At 63.5% G+C, this 25,072-nt stretch carries 28 protein-coding genes and 1 tRNA gene; 8 read left to right on the plus strand and 21 right to left on the minus strand.

The window, feature by feature from the left end; translation table 11 throughout:
• Window positions 1–13: 13 nt before the first annotated feature.
• From HS961_RS18090 to HS961_RS18155, 14 genes are all read right to left on the minus strand, one after another.
• The gene (locus tag HS961_RS18090; protein ID WP_182324374.1) at window positions 14–622 is read right to left on the minus strand and encodes an NADH-quinone oxidoreductase subunit C; all 609 of its coding nucleotides are present in this window, start codon (window positions 620–622) and stop codon (window positions 14–16) included.
• Window positions 623–630: 8 nt separating this feature from the next.
• Window positions 631–1,110, minus strand: a complete 480-nt coding sequence (locus HS961_RS18095; protein ID WP_021028558.1) for a NuoB/complex I 20 kDa subunit family protein — start codon at window positions 1,108–1,110, stop codon at window positions 631–633.
• Between the two features lie 22 nt (window positions 1,111–1,132).
• Window positions 1,133–1,492, minus strand: coding sequence for an NADH-quinone oxidoreductase subunit A (locus HS961_RS18100; RefSeq protein ID WP_182324376.1), 360 nt, complete (start codon window positions 1,490–1,492; stop codon window positions 1,133–1,135).
• A 73-nt stretch (window positions 1,493–1,565) separates the two neighbouring features.
• Window positions 1,566–1,650, minus strand: a tRNA-Leu gene (locus tag HS961_RS18105).
• Window positions 1,651–1,765: 115 nt separating this feature from the next.
• Complete coding sequence (gene secG / locus HS961_RS18110; protein ID WP_238347648.1) at window positions 1,766–2,233, minus strand: preprotein translocase subunit SecG; 468 nt, start codon at window positions 2,231–2,233, stop codon at window positions 1,766–1,768.
• 43 nt (window positions 2,234–2,276) lie between these two features.
• Window positions 2,277–3,020, minus strand: a complete 744-nt coding sequence (gene tpiA / locus HS961_RS18115) for a triose-phosphate isomerase (protein ID WP_182328324.1) — start codon at window positions 3,018–3,020, stop codon at window positions 2,277–2,279.
• Entirely contained in the window at window positions 3,014–4,009 is a 996-nt protein-coding gene (locus HS961_RS18120) for an NAD(P)H-quinone oxidoreductase (RefSeq protein ID WP_182328325.1), read from the minus strand. The genes tpiA and HS961_RS18120 overlap by 7 nt, the downstream gene beginning before the upstream one ends.
• Before the next feature lie 99 nt (window positions 4,010–4,108).
• Entirely contained in the window at window positions 4,109–6,355 is a 2,247-nt protein-coding gene (gene pnp, locus HS961_RS18125) for a polyribonucleotide nucleotidyltransferase (protein WP_182324381.1), read from the minus strand.
• Between the two features lie 209 nt (window positions 6,356–6,564).
• The gene (gene rpsO / locus HS961_RS18130) at window positions 6,565–6,831 is read right to left on the minus strand and encodes a 30S ribosomal protein S15 (RefSeq protein WP_182324383.1); all 267 of its coding nucleotides are present in this window, start codon (window positions 6,829–6,831) and stop codon (window positions 6,565–6,567) included.
• A 132-nt stretch (window positions 6,832–6,963) separates the two neighbouring features.
• Window positions 6,964–7,293 (minus strand): AzlD domain-containing protein, encoded by a 330-nt coding sequence (locus HS961_RS18135; RefSeq protein ID WP_238347650.1) that lies wholly within the window; start codon window positions 7,291–7,293, stop codon window positions 6,964–6,966.
• Window positions 7,290–8,012 (minus strand): AzlC family ABC transporter permease, encoded by a 723-nt coding sequence (locus HS961_RS18140; RefSeq protein WP_182324386.1) that lies wholly within the window; start codon window positions 8,010–8,012, stop codon window positions 7,290–7,292. Before HS961_RS18140 ends, HS961_RS18135 begins: the two co-directional genes overlap by 4 nt.
• A gap of 130 nt (window positions 8,013–8,142) precedes the next feature.
• The gene (locus HS961_RS18145) at window positions 8,143–8,679 is read right to left on the minus strand and encodes a GAF domain-containing protein (protein ID WP_182324388.1); all 537 of its coding nucleotides are present in this window, start codon (window positions 8,677–8,679) and stop codon (window positions 8,143–8,145) included.
• Window positions 8,676–10,034, minus strand: a complete 1,359-nt coding sequence (locus HS961_RS18150) for an MFS transporter (protein ID WP_182324390.1) — start codon at window positions 10,032–10,034, stop codon at window positions 8,676–8,678. The genes HS961_RS18145 and HS961_RS18150 overlap by 4 nt, the downstream gene beginning before the upstream one ends.
• Before the next feature lie 23 nt (window positions 10,035–10,057).
• Entirely contained in the window at window positions 10,058–11,290 is a 1,233-nt protein-coding gene (locus HS961_RS18155) for a metal-dependent hydrolase family protein (RefSeq protein WP_182324391.1), read from the minus strand.
• 137 nt (window positions 11,291–11,427) lie between these two features.
• On the opposite strand from HS961_RS18155, the gene HS961_RS18160 reads away from it, so the two are divergent.
• On the plus strand, window positions 11,428–12,333 hold the full coding sequence (locus tag HS961_RS18160) for a LysR substrate-binding domain-containing protein (protein ID WP_238347651.1): 906 nt from the start codon (window positions 11,428–11,430) through the stop codon (window positions 12,331–12,333).
• 69 nt (window positions 12,334–12,402) lie between these two features.
• Complete coding sequence (locus HS961_RS18165; protein ID WP_182324393.1) at window positions 12,403–12,795, plus strand: low affinity iron permease family protein; 393 nt, start codon at window positions 12,403–12,405, stop codon at window positions 12,793–12,795.
• 59 nt (window positions 12,796–12,854) lie between these two features.
• Here the strand turns inward: HS961_RS18165 and ykgO are convergent, their stop codons facing one another.
• Window positions 12,855–13,004 carry a type B 50S ribosomal protein L36 gene (ykgO, locus tag HS961_RS18170; protein WP_021028544.1) on the minus strand — a complete coding sequence of 50 codons (150 nt, stop codon included), beginning with the start codon at window positions 13,002–13,004 and terminating at the stop codon, window positions 12,855–12,857.
• A 111-nt stretch (window positions 13,005–13,115) separates the two neighbouring features.
• The gene (locus HS961_RS18175) at window positions 13,116–14,186 is read right to left on the minus strand and encodes an SDR family oxidoreductase (protein WP_182324395.1); all 1,071 of its coding nucleotides are present in this window, start codon (window positions 14,184–14,186) and stop codon (window positions 13,116–13,118) included.
• 209 nt (window positions 14,187–14,395) lie between these two features.
• On the opposite strand from HS961_RS18175, the gene HS961_RS18180 reads away from it, so the two are divergent.
• A complete protein-coding gene (locus tag HS961_RS18180) occupies window positions 14,396–14,545 on the plus strand; it encodes a hypothetical protein (RefSeq protein WP_182324397.1) in 150 nt (49 codons plus the stop codon).
• 54 nt (window positions 14,546–14,599) lie between these two features.
• On the opposite strand, the gene HS961_RS18185 is transcribed toward HS961_RS18180, so the two are convergent.
• Window positions 14,600–14,920, minus strand: coding sequence for a plasmid stabilization protein (locus HS961_RS18185; protein WP_182324399.1), 321 nt, complete (start codon window positions 14,918–14,920; stop codon window positions 14,600–14,602).
• Window positions 14,921–14,974: 54 nt separating this feature from the next.
• Window positions 14,975–15,103 carry a hypothetical protein gene (locus HS961_RS23735; RefSeq protein WP_272956275.1) on the minus strand — a complete coding sequence of 43 codons (129 nt, stop codon included), beginning with the start codon at window positions 15,101–15,103 and terminating at the stop codon, window positions 14,975–14,977.
• A gap of 231 nt (window positions 15,104–15,334) precedes the next feature.
• On the opposite strand from HS961_RS23735, the gene HS961_RS18190 reads away from it, so the two are divergent.
• Window positions 15,335–15,565 (plus strand): hypothetical protein, encoded by a 231-nt coding sequence (locus HS961_RS18190; RefSeq protein WP_182324401.1) that lies wholly within the window; start codon window positions 15,335–15,337, stop codon window positions 15,563–15,565.
• Window positions 15,566–15,609: 44 nt separating this feature from the next.
• Here HS961_RS18190 and HS961_RS18195 read toward each other — a convergent pair whose 3' ends face one another.
• Window positions 15,610–16,278, minus strand: coding sequence for a hypothetical protein (locus tag HS961_RS18195; protein ID WP_182324403.1), 669 nt, complete (start codon window positions 16,276–16,278; stop codon window positions 15,610–15,612).
• Window positions 16,279–16,286: 8 nt separating this feature from the next.
• On the minus strand, window positions 16,287–17,330 hold the full coding sequence (locus tag HS961_RS18200) for an MlaD family protein (protein ID WP_182324405.1): 1,044 nt from the start codon (window positions 17,328–17,330) through the stop codon (window positions 16,287–16,289).
• 169 nt (window positions 17,331–17,499) lie between these two features.
• On the opposite strand from HS961_RS18200, the gene imuA reads away from it, so the two are divergent.
• Genes imuA through HS961_RS18215 form a run of 3 tightly spaced genes read left to right on the plus strand, consistent with a single transcriptional unit; the run spans window position 17,500 to window position 22,885 of the window.
• The gene (gene imuA / locus HS961_RS18205; RefSeq protein WP_182324407.1) at window positions 17,500–18,315 is read left to right on the plus strand and encodes a translesion DNA synthesis-associated protein ImuA; all 816 of its coding nucleotides are present in this window, start codon (window positions 17,500–17,502) and stop codon (window positions 18,313–18,315) included.
• A complete protein-coding gene (locus tag HS961_RS18210; RefSeq protein WP_182324409.1) occupies window positions 18,233–19,732 on the plus strand; it encodes a Y-family DNA polymerase in 1,500 nt (499 codons plus the stop codon). Before imuA ends, HS961_RS18210 begins: the two co-directional genes overlap by 83 nt.
• Before the next feature lie 24 nt (window positions 19,733–19,756).
• Window positions 19,757–22,885, plus strand: a complete 3,129-nt coding sequence (locus HS961_RS18215; protein WP_182324411.1) for an error-prone DNA polymerase — start codon at window positions 19,757–19,759, stop codon at window positions 22,883–22,885.
• A gap of 49 nt (window positions 22,886–22,934) precedes the next feature.
• On the opposite strand, the gene HS961_RS18220 is transcribed toward HS961_RS18215, so the two are convergent.
• Window positions 22,935–24,170, minus strand: coding sequence for an MFS transporter (locus HS961_RS18220; protein WP_182324413.1), 1,236 nt, complete (start codon window positions 24,168–24,170; stop codon window positions 22,935–22,937).
• 219 nt (window positions 24,171–24,389) lie between these two features.
• Between HS961_RS18220 and HS961_RS18225 the strand changes: the two genes are divergently transcribed.
• Entirely contained in the window at window positions 24,390–25,013 is a 624-nt protein-coding gene (locus tag HS961_RS18225; protein ID WP_182324415.1) for a TetR/AcrR family transcriptional regulator, read from the plus strand.
• Window positions 25,014–25,072 lie beyond the last annotated feature (59 nt).

Consider the following 25,072-nt stretch of genomic DNA (forward strand, 5'->3'; position numbering starts at 1 on the left):
AGGACAGAGCGCCTCAGTGCAGGCCTCCGTAATGGTCTTCACGAATAATGCGGGGCGTGATCTCGCGCGGCTCGATCGACACCGGCTCGTAGATCACCCGGCCTTGCTCGGCGTCGTAACGCATTTCCACATGGCCCGACAGCGGGAAATCCTTGCGGAAAGGGTGACCGATAAAGCCGTAATCCGTCAGGATGCGGCGCAGGTCGTCATGGCCTTCGAAGACGATGCCAAACAGGTCAAAGGCTTCGCGCTCCAGCCAGTTGGCCGAGGCCCAGATCTGGCTGAGGGTGTCGAGCACCGGGAAATCATCGTCCTGGCAGAACACGCGCACACGCACGCGCTGATTCAGGCGGATCGACAGCAGGTGGGAGACCACGGCAAATCGCAGGCCATCGGTGCCCACATCCTTGTAGGCGGAGTAATCCACGCCGCACAGGTCCATCAGCATCTCGAATTGGCATTCGGGCGCATCGCGCAGCAGCTGCATGGCCTGCAGGTAGTTGGCCGCCGAGACCTCCACGGTCACTTCACCCAGTGCCAGGGTCACCGAGCGCGCCTTGTCACCCAGCACGCGGGCGATCGTCTCTTGCAGCACGCTAGGCTGTATCTGTTCAACACTCATCACAACTCCTAAGCGCGCGCAATGGTATGGGTGCGGCGGATTTTTTGCTGCAGCTGGATGATGCCGTAGATCAGCGCCTCTGCCGTGGGCGGGCAGCCGGGCACGTACACATCCACGGGAACAATGCGGTCGCAGCCACGAACCACCGAGTAGCTGTAGTGGTAGTAACCACCACCGTTGGCGCAGGATCCCATCGAGATCACCCAACGCGGCTCGGCCATCTGGTCGTAGACCTTGCGCATGGCGGGCGCCATTTTGTTGCACAAGGTGCCAGCCACAATCATCAAGTCAGCCTGGCGGGGGCTGGCACGGAAGACTTCGGCGCCGAAACGGCCGATGTCGTAACGCGCAGCGGCCGCGTGCATCATTTCGACGGCGCAGCATGCCAAACCAAACGTCATGGGCCAGATCGACCCAGTCTTGGCCCAGTTCACCACCGAGTCATAGCTCGTGGTGACGAAGCCCTTCTCCAACACACCTTCAATCATCGTGTACCTTTTTGATTTCCGGTTATTCCCAGGTCAGCGCGCCCTTTTTCCATTCATAGGCGAAACCCACCACCAGAATGGCCAAGAACACGAGAACCGCGATAAAACCAGGCATTCCCACTTCATGCAGCGAGACCGCCCATGGGAAGAGGAACGCAATTTCTAAGTCGAAGAGAATGAAAAGAATGGCGACGAGGTAGTAACGCACATCGAATTTCATGCGCGCGTCTTCAAAGGCCTCAAAGCCGCATTCGTAAGGGGAGTTTTTCGCCGCGTTCGGGCGATTCGGTCCGAGGATGTAGCCTATGACCAGGGGACCCAGGCCAACGCCCGCTCCCACCAGGATAAACAAAAGGACCGGGAGGTATTGTTCGATGCTCATCTTGATGTCTACTCACCGCAGGAGCCAACCCAGGTAAGCACAAGACGCGACCCAGGCAGGCCTTTTATTGTGTTGGTGCCGTCGGCGAGACTCGAACTCGCACAGCTTTCGCCACTACCCCCTCAAGATAGCGTGTCTACCAATTTCACCACGACGGCTGATTTGACTTGACTGGCAAGCATCGATTGCTTTTGAAACAATCTGCTCACCAGACAGACTCAGATTCTACTCTGGAAAAACCCTGATCACAGGGTTTCCATTCAAATAGTTGAGTTATTTGGCGGCTGGCTCAGCCGGTGCGGCAGGCGCCGCAGCAGGTACGGAGGCATCAGCAGCAGGGGCAGCCGGAGCAGCAGCAGGCACCGATGCATCCGCAGCCGGGGCTGCAGCAGGTGCAGCGGCAGGCGCTGGCGTGGAGGCGGGAGGAATCGTGGTATCCACAGGTGCGCTCGACTGGGGAATCGTCGCTGCCGGGCCTTCCAGCACGCTGCCTGCCGTGTTGGGACGGGCATTGCTCAGGTAAGCCAGACCCAGGGTCGTGACAAAGAACACCGCCGCCAGCACGCCGGTGCTGCGCGACAGGAAATTGGCGCTACCCGAGGCACCGAACAGGCTGCCTGCGCTGCTACCGCCACCAAAGGCGGCGCCCGCGTCAGCACCCTTGCCATGCTGCACGAGCACCAGGCCAATCATGACCAATGCCGCCAGCATTTGAATCGTCAACAGAATCGTTACCATCATCTACCCTTTTATCAAAACTAGGTCGTTGCCTACTGCTTGCTTATCAAACAGCGGCTGCAATAATCTTCAGAAAATCCTGGGCCTTCAGCGAGGCGCCACCGATCAATCCACCGTCAATATCGGGCTGCGCCAGCAGTTGCTCGGCGTTGCCCGCATTCATGCTGCCACCATACAGCACCTGCACCTTGGCGGCTTGCGTGCTGGCCGCTGCCAGTTGCGCGCGCAACACAGCATGCACGGCCTGCGCCTGCTCGGGGCTGGCGGTCTTGCCGGTACCAATCGCCCAAACCGGCTCATAGGCCACGACGATTTCCGTCACGCAGGCGCCCACGGTATGGATCACCGCCGCCAGTTGGCGCTTGACCACGGCCTCGGTCTGCCCGGCTTCGCGCTCGGCCAGAGTCTCGCCCACGCAGACAATCGGCGTGATGCCAGCGGCCAGCGCCTTTTGCGCCTTGGCTGCCACCAGCGCATCGGTCTCGCCATGGTACTGGCGGCGCTCGGAATGGCCGACCAGCGCATAGCGCACACCGCAATCCCGCAGCATCGGAGCCGACACCTCACCGGTATAGGCACCGGCATCGTGCGCCGACACATCCTGCGCTGCCAGCGCAATGGCAGAGCCTTGCAACAAGCCCTGCACCTGGCCGATATATACAGCAGGCACGGCCACGGCTACATCGCAGGCCGGTTGGCCCAGGCCTTGCAGCAGCTCGGCCAGCAAGGCCTGGTTGGCAGCGAGGCTGCCGTTCATTTTCCAGTTTCCAGCAATCAGTTTTTTCACAATAGATCCCAGGTCAGCACGATCTTGCCGATATGTTGGTTGGACTCCATCAGCGCATGCGCTTGGCTGGCATGCGCTGCGCTGAATTGGCTGTGGATGATGGGGCGCACCTTGCCAGCAGCCAACAGCGGCCAGACCTTGGTCTGCAAGGCCTTGGCAATGGCCGCCTTGAAGGCCACCGGGCGCGGACGCAAGGTCGATCCGGTGATCTGCAAACGGCGGCGCAGCACCAGGCCGGCATTGAACTCGGCCTTGATGCCGCCTTGCACAGCGATGATGACCAGGCGGCCATCTTCGGCCAGCGCCTCGACCTCACGGGCCACATAGTCGCCCGCAACCATGTCCAAGATCACATCCACACCCTTGCCAGCGGTGATGCGCGCCACTTCGGCGACAAAATCCTGGCTGCGGTAGTTGATGGCCTCGTCGGCACCCAGCGCCAGGCAGGCCTGGCATTTTTCGTCGGAGCCTGCGGTCACGATCACCTTGGCACCAAAGGCCTTGGCCAGCTGGATGGCGGTCACGCCAATGCCACTGCTGCCGCCCTGGATCAGCAAGGTCTCGCCAGGCTGCAGCGCACCCCGGTCAAATACATTGCTCCAGACGGTGAAGAAGGTCTCGGGCAGGCAAGCCGCCTCCACATCCGTCAAACCTTCGGGCACCGGCAGGCACTGGGCGACGGGCGCTACGCAGTACTCTGCATAACCACCACCCGCCACCAGCGCGCATACGCGGTCGCCCAGCTTCAGGCCCTGCTCGGCCATGGCCGCAGCATCGCCTGCCACCACCACACCCGCCACCTCCAGACCGGGAAGGTCCGAGGCACCCGGGGGCGGTGCGTAATGTCCTTTGCGCTGAATCACATCCGGGCGGTTCACACCACTGGCGACCACGCGAATGCACAGCTCACCCTGCCCCGCTTGCGGCACAGGGCGCTCTCCCAGCTTCAATACCTGCGGATCACCAAAGGCGGTGATCTCGACTGCACGCATCTTGTCCACGCTTGTTTCCTCAGCAAATCACCATTCGCACGCTTATAAAGCAGAAAAACGCACCCAGCGTCTCAAAGACATCTGGGTGCGTACAACCGATTATTGCTGTTGTTGCTGCTGCTGGTCGTTGTTGTCGCCTTCAACGCGCGGCTCGCGGGGTTCGCGGTGCTGGCGCGGAGCGCGATCACCACGGTCACCGCGGTCGCCACGATCACCACGGGGTTCACGTGGCTCACGCTCTGGCATGCCTGCTGGGCGGTCCAGCAGTGCCTTCATCGACAGCTTGACACGGCCCTTTTCGTCCGTCTCCAGCACCTTGACCTTGATGACCTGGCCTTCGGTCAGATAGTCGGTCACCTTTTCCACGCGCTCGTGAGCGATCTGGCTGATGTGCAGCAGACCATCCTTGCCGGGCAGCAGGTTCACCAGTGCACCGAATTCCAGAATCTTGACGATCGGGCCTTCGTAGATCTTGCCGATTTCGACTTCGGCGGTGATCTCTTCGATGCGGCGCTTGGCTTCGTCAGCCTTGGCAGCGTCGGTCGCGGCGATGGTGATGGTGCCATCTTCCTCGATGTTGATCTGGGTGCCGGTCTCTTCGGTCAGCGCACGGATGGTGGAGCCGCCCTTACCGATCACATCACGGATCTTCTCGGGGTTGATCTTCATCGTGTACAGCTTGGGCGCAAACGACGAGACCTCGGCCTTGGCTTCGCCCATGGCTTCTTGCATCTTGCCCAGGATGTGCATGCGCGCTTCCTTGGCTTGTGCCAGTGCCACTTGCATGATTTCCTTGGTGATACCTTGGATCTTGATGTCCATCTGCAGCGCGGTGATACCGTTGGTGGTACCGGCTACCTTGAAGTCCATGTCACCCAGATGATCTTCGTCACCCAGGATGTCGGTCAGCACAGCAAACTTGTTGCCGTCCTTGATCAGACCCATGGCAATACCAGCCACGTGGGCCTTCATCGGCACACCGGCGTCCATCATCGACAGGCAGCCGCCGCAGACCGAAGCCATCGACGAGGAACCGTTCGATTCGGTGATCTCCGACACCACGCGGATGGTGTAGGGGAACTCTTCCTTCGACGGCAGGCAAGCGGCCAGAGCGCGCTTGGCCAGACGGCCGTGGCCGATTTCGCGGCGCTTGGTCGAACCCATGCGACCCACTTCGCCGGTGGCAAAGGGAGGCATGTTGTAGTGGAACAGGAAGCGGTCTTCAAACTCGCCAGACAGGGCGTCGATACGCTGGGCATCGCGCTCGGTGCCCAGGGTGGAGATCACCAGCGCCTGGGTTTCACCACGGGTGAACAGGGCCGAGCCGTGGGTGCGTGGCAGCAGGGACGAGCGGATCTCGATAGGACGCACGGTGCGGGTGTCACGGCCATCGATACGGGGCTCACCAGCCAGAATCTGCGAGCGCACGATGCCAGCTTCGATGTCGAACAGCATGCCATCGACCTTGACGCCGTCAAAGGCCACGCCTTGCTCATTCAGGCCAGCCTTCACAGCGGCATAAGCCTGGCGGCAAGCCAGCGTACGGGCTTGCTTGTTGCGCAGCTGGTAAGCGTCGCGCAGGGCGACATCGCCCAGCTCGCCGACCTTGGCGATCAGGGCTTCATCCTTGGCAGGAGCGGCCCAGTCCCAGGTGGGCTTGCCGGCTTCGCGCACCAGCTCATGGATCACGTTGATCGCCACTTGGCTTTGCTCATGGCCATAGACCACGGCGCCCAGCATCACTTCTTCAGGCAGTTGCTGTGCTTCGGACTCGACCATCAGCACAGCGGCTTCGGTGCCCGCCACCACCAGGTCCATCAGCGAATCCTTGCGCTGGGTCTGGCCGGGGTTGAGCACGTATTCGCCATTGATGTAACCCACGCGGGCAGCACCGATAGGGCCATTGAAAGGAATGCCCGAGATCGACAGTGCAGCGGACACGGCGATCAACGCAGCGATGTCGGCATCCACTTCTGGGTTCAGCGAGATGGTGTGGATGACCACATGCACGTCGTTGAAGAAACCTTCGGGGAACAGCGGGCGGATCGGACGGTCGATCAGGCGGCTGGTCAGGGTTTCGTGTTCGCTGGGCTTGGCTTCGCGCTTGAAGAAGCTGCCGGGGATCTTGCCTGCGGCGTAGGTCTTCTCAATGTAATCAACGGTCAGCGGAAAAAAGTCCTGACCGGTCTTGGCGATCTTGGAGCCCACCACCGTGGCCAGCACGACGGTATCGTCAATGTTGACCAGCACCGCGCCCGAAGCTTGGCGCGCGATTTCACCCGTTTCCATGGTGACCGTGTGCTGGCCCCACTGGAAAGTCTTGGTGACTTTGTTGAATATGGACATAGATTGCTCCTGGTTAAACGGCCAAAAACCTGTCGGTTTTCAGCAGGAGCCGGCATTCAGAACACGATGCCATTCCAGGGAGGTTGAAGGCTTCCAACCTGGGGTTCAGCCCCCTTGGAATGACACAGCTTCGCTCTGTTTGCGCGGCGTTGAAGTAAAAAACGCCTGAGCTAGCGGACTAACTCAGGCGTCTCCATCTCACCCTGGGCTTACTTACGCAGGCCCAGCTTAGCGATCAGTGCAGTGTAACGGTCAGCGTCCTTGGACTTGAGGTAGTCCAACAGCTTACGACGACGGCTCACCATGCGCAGCAGGCCGCGACGACCGTGGTGGTCCTTGGCGTGCGTCTTGAAGTGAGGAGTCAGTTCGTTGATACGTGCGGTCAGCAAGCCCACTTGGACTTCTGGGCTGCCAGTATCGGTAGCGGAACGTGCGTTGGCCTTTACAACTTCGGCCTTGATAGATGCGGCGATCATGTGTTTTCCTTATAAGGAACACCGGCTTGCGCTGGCATTCTGGTTACTTGCGTCGCTGCCGGAAAAGCTTGCGACGTGCGTCTTGCACCATGCAAAACCCTGCAATTATACCCAATAACTTCTTTTAGGTTTTTAGCCCCAAAACCGCACCAACGCCGATGCCGCCGCGCCCAGCACCACCACCAGCAAAAACGGCGCGCGCAGCGCCAGCGCGATGATGGCCACCGCCAGCGCAGCCAGGCGGGCATCCAGCACCAACTGCTGGCCGCTGACGAGGGTGTTCATGGCCGTCAAGGCCGCCAGCAGCGCAATCGTCAGCGCCCCTGCCACCCGGGCCATGCGCGGGTGGCGCAGCCAGTGCGCGGGCACACTGTAGCCCAACAGCTTGGTGCCATAGGTCACGGCGCTGGCCAGCAGCACCCATATCCACCAGTGGTTGCCCACCTCTGCCATGGCGTTCATCGTGCGGCCTCCTGCGCGTTGGCGCCCTGCCCGGCCGGGCCGCTGCTGCGCGATCCGTAACCCCAGGCGGCACCCACCACCGCCGCAATCAAGATAGGGACGCCAGGCGCCACCCAGGGCACCGCCAGCATCGCAATGCTGGCAGCGACCACCGCCAGCGCAATCGGCTCCTTGTGCGTCAGGCGCGGCCAGAGCAGGCCCATAAAGGCCGCGACCGCTGCGCCATCCAAGCCCCAGCGCCCGGGGTCGCCCAGGGCATTGCCCAGCAAGGCGCCCGCAGCGGTGAACAGGTTCCACAGCAGGTAGACCCCCACGCCAGCGGTCCAAAAGCCACGCTTTTGCTCGGCTTTCTCGGTTTGCCCCAGGGCCGTGGCCGCAGATTCATCAATCGTCAGCTGCGCCGACAGCAAGCGCCCCAGCCCGCGCGGGCCCAGCAAGGCCGCCATCTGCATGCCGTAAACCGCATTGCGCACCCCCAGCAAGCTGGCAGCGCCCAGGGCCGCAGCCCCGGCACCACCGCCTGCGACCACGCCCACAAACGCAAACTGCGATCCGCCCGTGAACATCAGCAAGCTCAAGGCGCAGGTCTGCCAGACCGACAGGCCCGCAGCCACGCCCAGCGCGCCAAAGGAGATGCCATACAAACCGGTAGCAATGCTGATCGACACGCCCATGCGCACGGCGGGCGAGGACCACAAGCCTGAACTGTTAGAAGCCATGGGCGGCGATTGTAGAGCCTGTTGCTGCGCGATCGCGGCGCCCCCTGTCTCTGCGATGCAGGCGGCTGACCGCGCAAAAAAGCCCGCAGGGCCAGGGGCCGTGCGGGTTGGGATGGTTTCATCCAGGCGCTTAGACGCTTTGCAGGCTGGCGCTGTCGATACCACGCGCCGCCTCTTTCGCCGTCTCGCGGGCGGAGGCCAGTGCCGGCACGCAAACGCCAGCCACCAGGTGGATCAGTGCCTCAGGCACGGCGTTGTAGGCGCCGCGCGGGCCCAGGATATTGATGGAGCCCAGTACCTCGCCGCCATACCAGACGGGGATGTTCAGCACCGCATGCAAGCCCCGGGCGACCAGGTCCTCGGCTTCGGAGAAGACAGTGCGGATGTCCGCCTCATCCCGGCCGATATAGGGCAGGCCCTGGTCCAGCACCCGGGCCGACCAGGGGCCCTTGCCGGTGGCCTTGAAGCCGCCCAGCGGGCTGATGGCCTCGTCGGACGAGTAGATGCGGCGCATCAGCTTTTCTTGCTGCAGGTAGACTAGGCCGGTCAGCAGGCCATAGCCAAACAGCTGCTGGCAGGCCTCCGAGATGGCGGCCCAGTGGCGCTCGGCATCGTTGCTCTGGCCCAGGGTGTGGGCCAGGCGGCCCAGGATATGGGTGGTGCTCATTGCTGAATCCCTTCGAGCGACACGCCGTGGGTGTTCTTGCCGAACAGCAAGATGCCCATGCCGCCGACAAACAGCACGCCGGTCATCATCGCAAACACCCCGCCAAAACCCAGCACCGGGTAAGCAGCGCCCACGATGGTGGGTGACGCAATCGCGCCAATACGTGCCAGCGCCGAGGCCGTTCCCATGCCGGTGGCACGGATCGACGTGGGGTAGATCTCCGAGGTGTAGGTGTACTGGCCGGCAATCACGCCGTTCATGCCAAAGGACAGCAGCATGCTCAGCAGGATGATTTCCTGGTCAGAACTGGCAAAGGCCAGGCCCAGTGCGGACAGGCAAGACACCAGCATGTAGGCCAGGATGGTGTATTTGCGGCCGATCTTGTCATTGAAGTAAGCGGCAGAGTAATAACCGGGGATCTGCGCCAGGTAGATCAGGATGGTGAAGGAGAAGCTCTTGGTGACCGCAAAACCGCGCGCCACCAGCAGGCTGGGAATCCAGACCAGGAAGGCGTAGTAGCAGAACATCACCGTGATCCAGAACACCCAGACCACCAGGGTGGTTTGCAGGTACTGGGGCTTGACCAAGGTCGCCAGCTTGGCCCAGGCGCCTTGCACGGCAGAGTCAGCAGCCTTGGCCGCCAGACTCATCTTCACCGGCTCAGGCAGCGGCTTGCCACTGCTGCGCAGCACCTGCGCTTCAATCTCGGTACAGATCCGGCTGGCCTCTTCATAGCGGCCCACCTCTTCCAACCAGCGGGGGGATTCAAACAGCGCGCGGCGCATCCACAGCAAAAACACCACCGGCACCGAGGCGATGACCATGATCCAGCGCCAGCCGTCGTCACTCATCGGCACGATGAAGTAGCCCAGCAACGCCGACATCACAAAACCAAAGGAGAAGAAGCCCGCCAGCGCGCCGGTGAAACGGCCCCGGTAGCGGCTGCTGACAAACTCGGCCAGGTAAGGCGCCACGATGGCGCCCTCGGCCCCCATGCCCACACCGGCAATCATGCGCAGGATGTAGAACTCATGGAAGTTGGTCGCAAAGGCATTGATGAAGGTGGCCACGCAAAACAGCACCAGCGCCCACATCATCACCACCTTGCGGCCAAAGCGGTCGCCCAGCATGCCCGAGAGCAGCGCGCCCACCAGAAAGCCGACATAGGTGCTGCTGGCAATCCAGCCGGCCTGCAGGCCCGTCAGGCCCCACTGCTCGCGCAGCGACGGCAGGATAAAGGCGATGATGCCCGCATCCAGTGCCTCAAAGGCCAGGCCCAGGCCGCCGATGATGAGCAGGGTGAAATGAAAGCGGCTGAAAGGCAGCCGCTCCAGACGTTCCGAAGCGTTGTACATATTGTTGTTCTCGCGCAAAGGGATTAGCAGGCGTTTTTGTGGATGAAGCCGTCACGCATGATCAGCTTGATCGCTGCGTCATGCTGGGTCAGCACCGAGACATCTTCCAGCGGGTTGCCATCGACCAGCAGCAAGTCCGCATAGGCGTTCTCCACCACTTCGCCCAGCAGGCCTTCGTGGTTCAGAATCTCGGCGCCGATCAAGGTAGCTTGCTGCACCACCTTGGCATGGCCCAGCACCTTGGCGCGCAGCACCAGCTCGTCCGATTGCATGTAGTGCGTCTCGCCCAGCAAGTCGCTGCCAAAACCCATCTTCACGCCGGCGGCGTCCAGCACTTCCAGCGCCTTGAGGCCGTTGGTACGCACCTTGGCAATCTTTTGCACCGATTCATCGGGCAGACCGTACTTGGCACCGTCGTTGGCTAGGCCTTCGTAGGTGATCAGGGTCGGCACCATGTAGGCACCCTTTTCCTGCATCAGCTTGGCGGTGGGTTCATCGACCAGGTTGCCGTGCTCGATGGTGCGCACGCCGCACTGGATGGCACGGGTGATCGCCTGGGGCGTGTACGCATGGGCCATCACATAGGTGTTCGCATTGTGGGCCTCTTCGACGATGGCGGTCAGCTCCGACACCGAAAAGCCCAGGTTGTTGATGGGATCGTTGGGCGAGGCCACGCCACCCGACGCCATCACCTTGATCTGGGTGGCGCCCTTCAAAATCTCTTCGCGCACCGCCAGGCGGCAGGCGTCAACGCCATCCACCACTTTGCCGATATTGCCGATCTTGTAAGCGCAGGAGCAGGGGTCGAGCGTGTCATTGCGCGCCCGAAAATCGCCATGGCCGCCGGTTTGCGACAGCGCCTTGCCGGCGCAGAACAAGCGCGGGCCGGCCACCTGGCGGGTACGCACGCCTTCGGCCAGCGCCCAGTCGGCACCGCCGGCATCGCGCACCGAGGTAAAGCCCCGGTCGATCATGCCCTTCATGATGGGCAGCGCGCGCAGCAATGCCAGCGCATTGGGCAAGTTGGCAACCGCACCCAGGTTGAAGCCCGAAGCCATCACGTGGACGTGGCAGTCGATCAGGCCAGGCATCAAGGTCATCCCCTTGGCATCGATGACGGTGGCATCCGCCGCCTCGAAGTCTTCAGCGCTGATCTTTTCGATCAGACCGTTGCGCACCAAAATGGTATGAGTAGAAGTCAATACGAGATTTCGGGTGTCGAGAATCTTGGCATTGCGGATCAGGGTGGATTGCATAATCGGTTTTGGCGTTCACAGCGCCACAGTTGCCTCTAATGCCCCGAACTCTAGCCAAGCTGCAACAATATGTGGCAATGACATGACGCCATGCATCTGCCAATTTTTTCTACCATCATGAGTGGAGCTCATACCCCATGCGCCGTCGCTGCCCCACGATTTCCGAGCTGAACGCGTTTTTGCTCTCGGCGCAGCACCTGTCTTTCTCCAAGGCCGCCAAGGAGCTGTTTGTCACGCAAAGCGCCATCAGCCGCCACATTGCGGGGCTGGAGGCCTACCTGGGCCACCCGCTGTTCATGCGCCGCAGCCATGGCCTGGCGCTCACCCAGATCGGCGAGAACTACCTCAAGCTCGTGCGCCCGGCGATGGAATCGCTGGAGCGGGCCACCACCCAGGTCATCTCTACCGCGCAGAACGCGCATCTGCTCAGCCTGTCGGTCGCGCCCACCTTTGCGGCCAACTGGCTTTTTCCCCGGCTGGAGAGCTTTCGCGCCAGCAACCCGCACATCGCCATCCACTTTGTGCGCTACAGCACCACCGACAGCGCCGAGACCGGCGATGGCTTTGATGCCTCCATCCAATACGGCTACGGCGACTGGCCGATTGCCGATGCCCAGTACCTGATCGGACGCGAGACCAGCATTGTCTGCTCGCCCAGCTACCTGGCGCAGCACCCTATCCAGCATTTCAGCGACCTCAAGCAGTGCAGCCTGTTGCAGCACATCGAGCTGCCCACCTCCTGGGACGACTGGTTCAACGCCTATGCCGGCCCTTATGAAGGTGCGCGCATCGGCCCCGGCTTCAACCTGTTCACCCTCATCATCCAGGCCGCTATTGCCGGCCTGGGTGTGGCGCTGGTGCCCAGCTGCCTGCTGCAAGAATCGCTCAGCAGCCGCAAGCTGGTCGAGCCACTGGGCCAGCGCTTTGAAAGCCCCCTGGGCTACTACCTCTGCGCACCCAACTGGCGCAGCGACATGGAGAGCTACCAGCGCTTTGGCGAATGGCTGCAGCAAGAATGCCGCCGCCCTCCTACAGCCTCTTGATCTGCAGCGGCAGCACGGCCGCCGCCCCTGGCTCTATGCTGGATTCCATCTGTCACCGAAGGAGTCCCTGTGAAGACCCAGCATTCCCCTTTCAACAAAATTGCCCGCTCGGTTGCCAAGTTCAGCGGCCACCCCGTCTGCTTTGTCGGCGCCCTTGCGGTCATCGTGCTCTGGGCCATCAGCGGCCCGGTTTTTGGTTTCAACGACACCTGGCAGCTGGTGATCAATACCGGCACCACCATCATCACCTTCCTGATGGTGTTCCTGATTCAGTCCACCCAGAACAGCGACACCGAGGCCATGCAGATCAAGCTCGATGAGCTGATCCGTGCGATCGAACCGGCCCGCAACCGCATGCTCTCGCTGGAAGAGCTGGACCAAGACGAGCTGGATGCTTTGCGCAAGGAGTTCGACATCCTGGCGGACAAGGCCCGCCAGGCCGAGAATGCCAAGCCGAGCTGACCACCAGCATCTGAGGCGGGAGGGAGCGATTAAGCCCGCCCGCCGCCCAAGCCTTAACCTTAGCCTTTGTGCTTGTTTTTGGCCCCGCCTTGGCGCGCCTTGAAGCGCGGGTTGCTCTTGCAGATCACATAGATACGGCCACGGCGCTTGACCACCTGGCAATCACGGTGGCGCTTCTTGGCTTCTTTGAGCGAGGACAGAACTTGCATGCAGTGCTTCTCCAAAACAGGAACAGAAGCCAAAATGATAATGCATTCTCATTATCATTTCAACCCTGCATCTTTCGAGGGATGTAAAGCCCTGCATCCGCCAGCCTGGGTTCAGGATTCGCCCACGCTCCCCGTCACCGGCAACACGATGCCCGAGATATAGCTGGAGCAGACCTGCGAGGCCAGAAATACATAGGCGGGGGCGAGTTCCTCGGGCTGGGCGGGCCGGCCCATCTGGGTGTCGGCACCAAATTCGCGCAGGTCCTCGCCGCTTTTGTCGGCCGGGTTCAAAGGCGTCCAGACCGGGCCGGGGGCCACGGCATTGACGCGTATGCCGCGCTCCATCAGGTTCTGCGCCAGCGCCTTGGTAAAGGCATGGATGGCGCCCTTGGTCGCAGAGTAGTCCAGCAGCTGCTTGCTGCCCTTCAGGCCGGTGACCGATCCGGTGTTCACAATCGCGTCGCCGCGCTGCAGATACGGCATGGCGGCCTTCACCATATGGAAGTAGCCAAAGATATTGGTGCGAAAGGTCTCGTCCAGGCGCTCGGTGTTCAGGTCTTCAATATCGGCCGCATGCTGCTGGAACGCCGCATTGTTGACCAGCACATTCAGTGCACCAAACTGCTTGAGCACCTGCTTTACCGCCGTCTCGCAAAACTGCGGATCCTGCACATTGCCGGAGATTGCCAGGCTTTGCCGGCCCTCGTCCTCGATCAAACGGCAGGTCTCCTTGGCATCGTCGTGCTCATTCAAATACAGGATCGCCACATTGGCGCCTTCGCGGGCAAACAGCACCGCCACCGCGCGGCCAATGCCCGAATCCCCGCCGGTGATGACCGCCGTCTTTCCCTCCAGCTTGCCGCTGCCCTGGTAGTTTTCTGCCAGGTAGAGCGGCTGCAGATCCAGCGCTTTTTCATGCCCGGGCTTGGCCAGTTTTTTGGCGGGCATCGGCGGTGTGGGCACCTCATGCCCTGGGCCCGGTGCCGTCTTTTTGCTGCTTTTGTCGTCCTTGCTGCCCTTGGTTTTTTTCGGTGCCTTGGCTGCCTTGGCCGCCTTGTCCCGGGCATCGTTCTTGGTTTGCTGCTCTTGGATGCGCTGCTGCGCAGCCACCACTTCCTCTACCGAGCGCTTGTCCGTCTTGCGCTCTGTCGATGGTTTTTTGGTTTTGCTGGATGGGCTCATGCTGGCACTCCTTGGATATTTAAAAAAATTGAAAAATGAAACGATGGGCGCAATGGCTAAAGCGCTTTCGCTTTAGCTATTGCCATTGCCGTCGCAAACTGCTGCAACACCATGCAGCGCGGCTCTACATGCGCTTACCGGCTAACAAGCTTGTCCGACACACACGCGCTGCAGGCAGGGGTAAAAACAAGGGCAGAAAGGAGGCTGCTATGCCCACCCCTACGACTCCCCCGCAACCCCCGGTGGCGCCACCGCCACCCGATCTGCCCAAGCCCGAGCCCATTGATCCGCCCGATAGCACCTTGCCGATCGAGGAGCCCGGGAACGAGCCACCGGTCAAAGACCCGGAGCCGGTTTAGGCAGACATACCAACAGGCCAGCACACCGCAAGGTGGCTGGCCTGTTTTGCATGCCTACTTTTTCTTGGCAGCGGCATTGCGTTTGCGGGTAGCGGCCGCCTTTTTGGCCGATGCCGACCGCGCCTCGGGGCTGCGGCTAGCAGCCGCCTTTTTGGCAGCTGCCGAGCGCACGGCGGCAAGCCGCGATCCTGGCCCGGTCGCCTTGCCCCGGCCTGATCCGGAGAGCTTGCCGCCCCCCGTTTCCTTGTTCACCGTGGCCCAGGCGCGTGCAGCGGCTTCGTCTTCCGACACGCCTTTTTTCTCGTAGCTTTTCTCGATATGGCGGGCCATGCGTTTTTGCTTATCGGTATAAGCAGATTTATCTCCTTGGGGCATCACGGATCTCCTTGGGTAATGCGTTGAGGCGAGGTGGCGCGGGATGGATGGACCTTACTGCGATGGATCACCATCGGCAGGCGGCCCGCCACCACCTGGTTGGGGCTTTTTGGGGGTACTGGGTACGGGCTTTTGCGCCTGGGGCAACGCAAACGCCTTGTACATGTGCTGCATCGTGTGCATGGCATCCTCCTGATACGGGTTGAAGCTTTCAGCGTAGCGCTGCCGCCAAAGCTGCCATGTGGGAGAAATGCTTTGCTGTACCTTGTTCCGCTTCACACATGGCGTAACGGCGATGCGCGTACCTTGGCGTGCTACCGGGGCCTACACGCCAGCGCTGAGGTGCTTGCCACACTGGGCTTTTGCCAAGGGCTTGCTTGCACAGGCAGCCAGGCCCGCCACAGGAGGACGACCATGCCCCAGCCCTACGACCCCAGCCAATCCCATACCCAGCCCCCTATCCCAGGCCAGCCGCAACCCGCGCCGGGTGAGCCGGGTACGTACGAGCCCAGCCCCCTGCACCCCTACCCGGGCAACCCACAGCATCCGTATCCGAGTGAGCCGGTACACCCCTACCCCGGCAACCCCGAGCACCCCTACCCCGGCACGCAGCCAGACCCGGCGCCTGATACGACGACGAGCTAGTCAGTGTGTGGGGATGCAGCGCTTGAGGGGCTGCCGATAGAGGCTTATTTCTGCGTGGCCTGCAGCAGATCCAGCCGGCGCTGCACTTGGTCGGCCAGCGCCGTATCGCCCAGCTCTCGGGCCAGGCGTTGCTGGTTGATCAGCCAGGCCATCACTGCACGGCGCCAGCCCTGCGCAGAGGCGGTATCGACCGCCTGGGTGACGATGGCCATAGACACCGGCCCGCGCACCGCCAGCACGCCGGCAGCAACCAGGCGCGACAGCGGGTCTTCAATGGCAGCCAGCGAAGCGGCTGCCTGCTCCGGCGCCAAGGGCGCCACCGCCTGTTGCGCCTTGGGCAGCAGGGCCACATCAGCAGCAGCCAGTTGGCCAGCTAGATAGCGGGCATAGGCCTGCTCGGCATCGGCGGCATCCTGGGCCAGCGCCTCAAAGCCGGTGCAAGGGGCAGCATCCAAGGCAGCCACTTGCGCGGCGCAGCGCGCCAGCTCCAGCCGGGCCAGCAGATCGGGCCTGGCTGTGCGGGCGACCTCGTCACGTGCACGCCTCCATTCGGCATCGGCCACCCGGCTGTTGCCAGACAGATAAGCATCGGTCGCGCGCTCGGCAGCGCCTTGCTCGTTGATGGCCCAGTCAGGCGCCTTTTTGCTGCTGGCGCAGCCGCCCAGCACAGCGGCGGCCAGCAGTGCGGCGGCCAGGCGGGTGGTCATAGTCATCGTGGTGCTCATGGCAGTCGCACCTCGGCATCTTTTTTGGCAAACGGCCATTTGCGGTTCAGCTCGGTCAGCATGCCTTCCACCTTGCGCAGATTGGCCTCTACATCAGCGCGCAAATCGCCCAGCTGGTTGGTGGCATCCTTGGCATTGGCGCCCACGGCCTGGGCCTCCACCAGCACGGCATCCACCTTCTTCAAGCTGCCACGCACATCGCCCAGCACGGCATTGAGTTGTTGCACGGTGGCGCGCACCTCAGGCATCACGCCATCGGCACCAAACACCTGCTTGTCGGCATTCTTGGCCAGGCCATCCAAACGCGCCAGCAGCTGGTTGGTGCGGTCCAGGGTCTGCGATATTTTGCGGGCCTCGGCGTCGCCGCCCATCACCACGCCCAGCGCGCCACTGGGGCCGTTGAGCTTGGTGCTCAGGTCGCGCAGCTGCTCCAGGGTGCCGCCCAAGGCCGAGCCGGCCGAGGTCATCATGTTTAGGTTCTCCAGCAGCTGGCGGGCATTGCTCATCAGCTGCGGCAGCTCGGCCGTCGCATCGCCCGACAGCACGGCGCGCACGGCGCCATCCTCCAACTGCGGGTCGTCCAGAATGCCCGAGTAGGCCTTGATGGTCGTGCCGCCCACAAGGCCCTTGACCAAGGTAAACACGCTGCTGCTGCGCAACCAGTGCGCATCTTTCTCCGGCACGTTGACATGGATGCGCACGGTGCCATCGGGCGCCAGCTCGATCTTGCTGACCTTGCCGATCGCAAAGCCGGAGAAGGTCATGTCCAGACCGATGGAGACACCTTCGGAATCATCGGCTGTCAGGACCAGTGACTGCTGGGGCTCAAACACGCCGCGCGCATACATCAGGTAAAAGGCTGATCCCAGAATCAGCAGCAAGGTAAACAGCAGCAATGCCCCGGCCTTGCGCTCCAAGTGCGGCACCGGCGTCAGGCCATCCACCGCCACGCCATCCACCACGGCCGAACGCCGCGCAGAGGCGGCAGAAGACGGTGGCGCGGGGCGGTCCGCAGAGTCGTGGGGTTCGGGTATTTGCATGTACCGCGATCTTACCCGGCTGGCTGTCCGCTTCAAAACAAAGCTGCAGTGGCTTGTTTTCAAAGAGATACACAGGCTTTGCCGTCCTACAGTGCGGCGCAGACCCGCCCGCTGTTACACATAAGCCAGGCGCAAGCTCTTATACTGTACATATATACAGTTATTTGCCATGCATAAACTCGATGCCCTGTCCCTGCCGCCCACAGTCACCGCCCAGCTCTGGCGCGGTGACCACCTGGTGCGCGCGCCGATGGCAGGCATCCCCACCGGCTGGGCTGCGCTGGATGCAGAGCTGCCCGGCAAAGGCTGGCCCAGCCAGTGCCTGACCGAAGTGCTGCAGCCCCAGGCCGGCACCCTGGAATGGCGTTTGACCGGCATGGCCTTGCGCCAGCAGTGCCAGCCGCACAAACCCGTCATCGCGCTGGGCCCGCCGCTACCGCCCCATGCCAGCGGGCTGGCCCAGTGCGGCTTGGCGCCGGCGCAGCTGGTGTGGATCCACAGCAGCCGCCCGCAAGACCAGCTCTGGGCGCTGGAGCAGCTGCTCAAGGCCAATGCCGCAGCGGCCGTGCTGGCCTGGCTGCCCCAGGTGCAGCCCGAGCAGATGCGCCGCCTGCAGATCAGCGCCCAGCAGTTTGAAGGCCTGGCCTTTATTTTTCGGCCCGAGAGCAGCCGCCACCAGGCCTCGGCCGCACCGCTGCGGCTGTTGGTGCGCAGCAGCCAGCCCTGGTCGCTGCAGCTGGAGCTGCTCAAACGCCGGGGCCCCGCGCACAGCGGCCTGCTGGAGCTGCCGGCCATACCGCCCAGCCTGCAAGCGGTGCTGCCCACCCGCCTGCTGCCCGGCAACGCGCCGCTCTCGCCCACTGCCATCCCCATCCCTGCCACCGCCATCCACTTGCCAGACCATGACTCCGATCTGGGCCGCGCTGCTGCCCCATCTACCCCGCTCCGCCGCCAGCGCGCACGCCCCACCAGCTTGCAGCACTGAGGCCGCCAGCGCCATGCCATCGGCCAATGTGCCGGGCCTGGCGCTGTGGGCGCAGCAGTTCACGCCGCGCCTGGCCTGTGTGCCCTCGGACAGTGTGTTTGGCGATGCGCTGGTGCTGGAGCTGTCGGCCAGCGAGCGCCTGTTTGGCGGGCGCCAGCAACTGGCCCGGCGCCTGCTGCGCGAGAGCCGGCAGCTGGGCGTGCAGGCCATCAGCTGGGCCCCCACCAGCCTGGCCGCCATTGCGCTGGCGCGCTGCGGCATCCGCCACGGCATGGGCCATCCGCTGCCCCAGGTGCTGGCGCCCTTGCCGCTGCATGCGATCGATGCGGTGGCCCGCCATGCCGAGCTGCTGAGCCAGCTGGGCTGCCAAAGCCTGGGCGCCGTCCATGCGCTGCCCCGGGGGGCGCTGGCCCGGCGCATGGATACCGGCATCCTCAGCGCGCTCGACCAGGCCCACGGCCTGCTGCCCGACCGCTACCCCTGGATCAGCCTGCCCGCCCGCTTTGATGCCCGGCTGGAGCTGCCCATGCGCATTGACCAGGCCGATGCGCTGATGCATGGCGCACGCCACCTGCTGCTGCAGCTGTGCGGCTGGCTGGCGGCGCAGCGGGCGGGGGTGCGCAGTTTTAGGCTGGGCTGGTGCCATGATGCGATGCGCTCCCGCCATGTGGGCGATGGCGGCGAGCTGACGGTCCACACCGCCAGCACCACGCGCGATCTGCAGCACCTCTGCCGCCTGCTGCAAGAGCACTTGGCCCATGTGCAGCTGCAAGCCCCGGTCGGCGAGCTGCGCCTGCATGCCGATGCGCCCGAAGCGCTGCAAGAGCGCAGTGCCAGCCTGCTGCCCGACAAAACCGCCGATGGCGAAAGCCTGGAACAGGTGCTCGAACGCATCACCGCCCGCCTGGGCGCCGACCTGGTGCAACGCCCCTTGCTGCGGCCCGACCACCGCCCCGAATGGCAGGTGCAGTGGCTGCCCGCCCAGCCAGCACAGCCGGCCAGCAAGGCCAAGGCGGCACCACCCTCGGCACTGCCGCCGCTTCCGCAACCCAGCTTTTTGCTGCCCGCTCCCTTGCAGCTGTTGCAAGACAATCACAGCCGCCCGCTCTACCACGGGCCTTTGCAGCTGCTGCTGGGCCCGCAGCGCATCGAAGGCGGCTGGTGGCACCGCAGCCCCGGCTTTTTACCAGTGGCAGCACCTGCCACAGAAGCAGCACCCAGCGATGCAGCGGATCCCAGCATCGACACGCCGGCCCCCGCCAGCGCGCAAGACCCTGCCCCCAGCGAACAAACCGCCCACACCGCACTGCGCGATTACTGGGTCGCCCACAGCGCCCATGCCGGCCTGCTGTGGATTTTTCATACCCGGCTGTCTGCGCACAGCAGCGCCTGGTTTTTGCACGGCCGCTTTGCCTGAGCCGCGCTGCATCCTGCTTGCACCATGGCCACGCGCCCTCCCCTCCCCATCCCCGACTACGCCGAGTTGTGGTGCCTGAGCAATTTCAGCTTTCTGCGCGGCGCCAGCCACCCGCATGAGCTGGTCGAGCGCGCCCAGGCCCAGGGCTACCGCGCGCTGGCTCTGACCGATGAATGCTCGCTCGCCGGCATCGTGCGCGCCCATGTCGCAGCGCGCGACTGCGGGCTGCCGCTGGTGGTGGGCGCGCAGTTTGAGGTGCAGCCCAGCGATGCCGACGCACCTGCCTTCACCCTGGTGGCACTGGCCTGCAACCTGCACGGCTACGGCAACCTCTGCGCGCTCATCACCCAGCTGCGGCGCAAGTCGCCCAAGGGCAGCTATGCGCTGGCGCAATCGGCCATCCAGCCGCGCGCGCTACAAGACTGCCTGCTGCTGCTGGCCCCCAGCCGCCAGGCCAGCCCGGTGCACACCCAGGCCCAGGCCGCCTGGCTGCAACAGCACTTTGCCGGCCGCTGCTGGCTGGCTGTGCAACTGGACCGCAGCCTGGGCGACGAGGCCTGGCTGGCGCAGATGCGCTCAGCGGGCAGCAGCAGTGGCGTGCCGCTGGTAGCCGCCGGCAATGTACACATGCATGTGCGCTCCCGCAAGCCCGTGCAGGATGTGCTGACCGCCATCCGCATGCGCAGCCCGCTGACCGACTGCGGCTACGCGCTGCAGCCCAATGCCGAGCTGCACCTGCGCAGCCGGCTGCGGCTGGCGCAGATGTACCCGCCCGATTTGTTGGAGGCCAGCCTGGGCATTGCCGCGCGCTGCCAGTTCTCGCTGACCGAGCTGCGCTACCAGTACCCCGACGAGGTGGTGCCACCCCAGCTCACACCGGCCGCCTACCTGCGCCAGCTCACCTACGAAGGGGCCGCCCGCCGCTGGCCCCAAGGCACGCCGACACGCATACAGGCCACCTTGGAAAAAGAGCTGGCCCTGATCTCCGAGCTGCAGTACGAGCACTATTTTCTGACCGTCTACGACATCGTGCGCTTTGCCCGCAGCAAGGACATCCTCTGCCAGGGCCGGGGCTCGGCCGCCAACTCGGCCGTCTGCTTTTGCCTGCACATCACCGAGGTTGATCCGGACAAGACCCGGCTGCTGTTTGAGCGCTTCATCAGCAAAGAGCGCAACGAGCCACCCGATATCGATGTGGACTTTGAGCATGCGCGGCGCGAAGAGGTCATCCAGTACCTCTACAAAAAATACGGCCTGCACCGCGCAGGCCTCACCGCCGTGGTCATCCGCTACCGGCGCAAATCTGCGCTCCGCGATGTGGCCAAGGCGCTGGGCTTTGCACTGCCCAGCATCGAGCTGCTGGCCCGCGACCATTCACGCTGGGACGATGAACTGCTGCGCGACGCCGCGCTGGCCCAGTGCGGCCTGCAGGCCGGCGACCTGGCGGTGCGCCAGCTGCAGGAGCTGGTCGAGATCCTGCGCGATTTTCCGCGCCACCTGTCCCAGCACGTGGGCGGCTTTGTGCTCACGCGCGGCCCGCTCTCGCGCATCGTGCCGATCGAGCGCGCCAGCATGGAGAACCGCACCGTCATCCAATGGGACAAGGACGACCTCGATGCCGTCGGCCTGCTCAAGGTCGATGTGCTGGCGCTGGGCATGCTCACCGCGCTGCAAAAAATGTTGCGTTTGGTGGGCGCTCGCCAGGGCCGCAGCTTTGCGCTGGGCGATATCCCGCACGACGACCGCCCCACCTACGACATGATCTGCGCGGCCGACACCATCGGCGTCTTCCAGATCGAGAGCCGCGCCCAGATGAGCATGCTGCCGCGCCTGCGCCCGCAAAAGTTCTACGACCTGGTGATCGAAGTCGCGCTGGTGCGGCCCGGCCCCATCCAGGGCGGCATGGTCCACCCCTATCTGCGCCGCCGCCAGGGGCTGGAAGCAGTGCATTACGAAAGCGAGCTGCTGCGCCCCGCCTTGGAGCGCACCCTGGGCGTACCCATCTTCCAGGAGCAGGTGATGCAGATCGCCATTGATGCGGCCGGCTTCAGCCCCGGCGAGGCCGACCAGCTGCGCCGCTCCATGGCCGCCTGGCGCCGTACTGGCAACTTGCACAAGCACTACGACAAGATCATCAACGGCATGACTGGCAACGGCTACTCACGCGCCTTTGCCGAATCGATTTTTCAGCAGATCCAGGGCTTTTCGGAATACGGTTTTCCTGAGAGCCATGCTGCCAGCTTTGCCATCCTGGTGTACTTCAGCGCCTGGATCAAATGCCACTACCCTGCCGAATTTTTGGTGGCCATGGTCAACAGCCAACCGCTGGGCTTTTACAGCAACAGCCAGTTGGTGCAAGATGCCAAACGCCATGGCGTGCAGGTGCTGCCCGTCGATGTGATGCACAGCAACATGGACTGCACCACCGAAGCGGCCAGCGGCCCCCACCCCGCCGTGCGCCTGGGCCTGCGCCTGGTCAAGCAGCTATCACAGGCGCAAAGCGCGCGCCTGCTGCAGGCCCGCGAAGCGGCCCCCTTTGTCAGCGCGCAAGACCTCGCCCGCCGCGCCCAGCTGGACGCCCCCGCAATGAAGTACCTGGCCGCCGCCGACGCACTGGCCAGCCTCGAAGGCCACCGCCGCCACCAGCTCTGGCAGGCCTCGGCCCCGCTGCACCACAGCCCCTTGCTGCACGCCGCCCCCATCGATGAGGACGAGCTGCAACTGCCCGCCGCCAGCGAGCAGGAAGACATTCACTGGGACTACGGCGCGCTGGGCCTGAGCCTGCGCCGCCACCCCATGGCCCTGCTGCGCGAGCGCCTGCAACGCCACCGCTTCCAAACCCAGGCAGAACTGCGCGAAGCCCGCGACGGCAGCTGGGTGCGCGCCTGCGGCATCGTCACCCTGCGCCAGCAACCGCCCACCGCCAAGGGCGTCGTCTTTATCACCCTGGAGGACGAAACCGGCAACCTGCAAGTCATCTGCTGGCCCCACCTGCGCAGCGCCCAGCGCGATGCCCTGCTGCACGCCCAGTTCCTGGCCGTGCAAGGCCGCTGGCAGCGCAGCGGCGAGGTGGGCAACCTGATCGCGCACCAGCTGCGGGATGTGTCGGATTGGTATGACAGCCTGCGGATTCGGAGCCGGGATTTTCGGTGAGGGGGTGTGCTGCGAAGCAACGCCGCTGCCTTCCCGTACCCGTCGCAGATCAGTGGCCCACCACCGCCGTGTTGGATGCACGGTGGCCCGATGGAAAGCCTTGAGAGCGCGCCGACCAAGCCATTCCGAAACCGACCAGCAACAGCGCCAACACGGCCCAAGGCAGAGCACCAACCCCTTGCATTTCCAAAATGACACCACCCAGAATGCCGCCGCCGGCAATGGCGCTGTTCCAAGCCACCACATTCATGGACAAGGCCACGTCCGCGCCCTCACCAGCCGTATCGGCCAAGGCCGTCTGCAACAACGTAGCTGCGCCGCCAAAGGTGAGGCCCCAGACGGCCACCCCTGCATAGACAACCCATGCTGACGCCCCCCATAGCCCTAAAGCCAGAGCCGTCAGCGCGAAGGTCGCCAGGCTGACGAGCACCACTGCGCGCAGGCAGCGATCCACCAGCCGCCCAACAATCCAGATGCTCAGCAGTGCCGCGACGCCAAACACCAGCAGCACAAGATCCACTTGGCCGGCCAAACCGGCCAGCGCCGAAAACGGTGCCACATAGGTGTACAAAAGGTTGTGTGCCAGCATCCAGGCGATCACCACCGCCAGCACCGGGCGGACGCCTGGCGTGGTAAACACCCTGCGCAGTGGCATCGTCTCGCGGCCCGGTTGGCCTGGGTAGTCAGGCACCTTCGCCTGCACCCAGACGATCAGCGCCAAGGTCAGCAAAGACATGATGCCGAACGCCGTGCGCCAACCTACCAGCGCGCCAAGCCAGGTGCCCACTGGCACCCCCAGCGACAGTGCAATGGGCGTTCCCACCATGGCGATGGCCATCGCCCGTCCCTGTAAATGCGGCGCGACCATGCGGCGCGCATAGCCAGCCAGCAGGCTCCATGCCAATCCCGCAGCCATGCCCGCGCAAAAGCGCGAAGCGAGTGTCAGCCAGTAGTTCGAGGACAGCGCAGTCAGAGAGTTGAAGGCCAGAAAGCCGACGATCGTCAGCAGCAGCACGTTGCGCCGCCGCCAGCCACGGGTGGCGATGGTCAGCGGAATCGCTGCCAGCAGCGAGCCCAGCGCATAAGCGGTGATCATTTGCCCCGCCAACGACTGCGACACGCCAAGCCCTTCACTGATCTGCGGCAAAAGGCCTGCTGGCAACGTCTCCGTCACGATGCAGATAAACCCAGTCATCGCAAGCGCCAGCAGTGCGGATATCGGCAGGCGCTCAGCGGCTGCTGGCGGTGTGTGCGCCTCGGGTGGGGGCAAGGTCGTCTTGGTCATCGAGAGGATTCCATGTGAGAGGTTGTGGTGGGATAAAAGCTGCGCAAGGTACGCGCCCGCTGTAGAGGAGCCTGCCCCGGGCAGGTCAGGTCGATGGGTCCACCATCGCCTGCGCTCCGACTTATATATCGATTGGTATAAATGTAGCGAAACCTGAACGCACTTGTCAACGACTTTTGTATCGATTAGTATTTAAGTCCTTGTCATCAGGAGAGCGCCATGGCGCAAATGGGCCGTCCCCGCAGCTTTGATCGTGAAGAAGCCATCCACCAGGCGATGCATCTGTTTTGGGAGCATGGCTATGAAGCCACCTCGCTGACGCAGCTCAAGGCCGGCATCGGCGGAGGCATCACGGCACCCAGCTTTTATGCCGCATTCGGCTCGAAGGAGGGATTGTTCAAGGAAGTCGTGGCGCACTACCTGGCGACCCATGGACAGGTCGAATCCAGCTTGTGGGATAAAAGCCTGCCACCGCGCGAAGCCGTTGAACTGACTTTGCGCCGCTCGGCAAAAATGCAAAGCGAGCGCGGCCATCCCAAGGGCTGCCTGATGGTGGTTTCAGCCGCGGGCTGCACCGACGAACAGGATCCGATTCAAAAGATGCTGGCGCATGCACGCAAACGAACACGTGATGGGATTGCCTCTTGCGTGGAGCGCGCTATAGCGTCGGGCGAATTGCCCGCAGAGACCGACGCGCGCGCGCTGTCGATGGTGTTCGGAGGCTTTTTGGTCGGCCTGACCACGTTGGCCCGGGATGGGGTGACATCGGTCGCCCTGAACAACGCGGTGACCGAAATCATGCATGTATGGGATGCGGGCATGCACAGGGCCAAGGCGCGCTGATGGCCCACGGTGGGCGAGGATAACATCAACAGCCATGAGGCTTATAGCCTTGCAGCCGC

Source organism: Comamonas piscis (genome assembly GCF_014109725.1).
GTDB lineage: Bacteria > Pseudomonadota > Gammaproteobacteria > Burkholderiales > Burkholderiaceae_C > Comamonas > Comamonas piscis.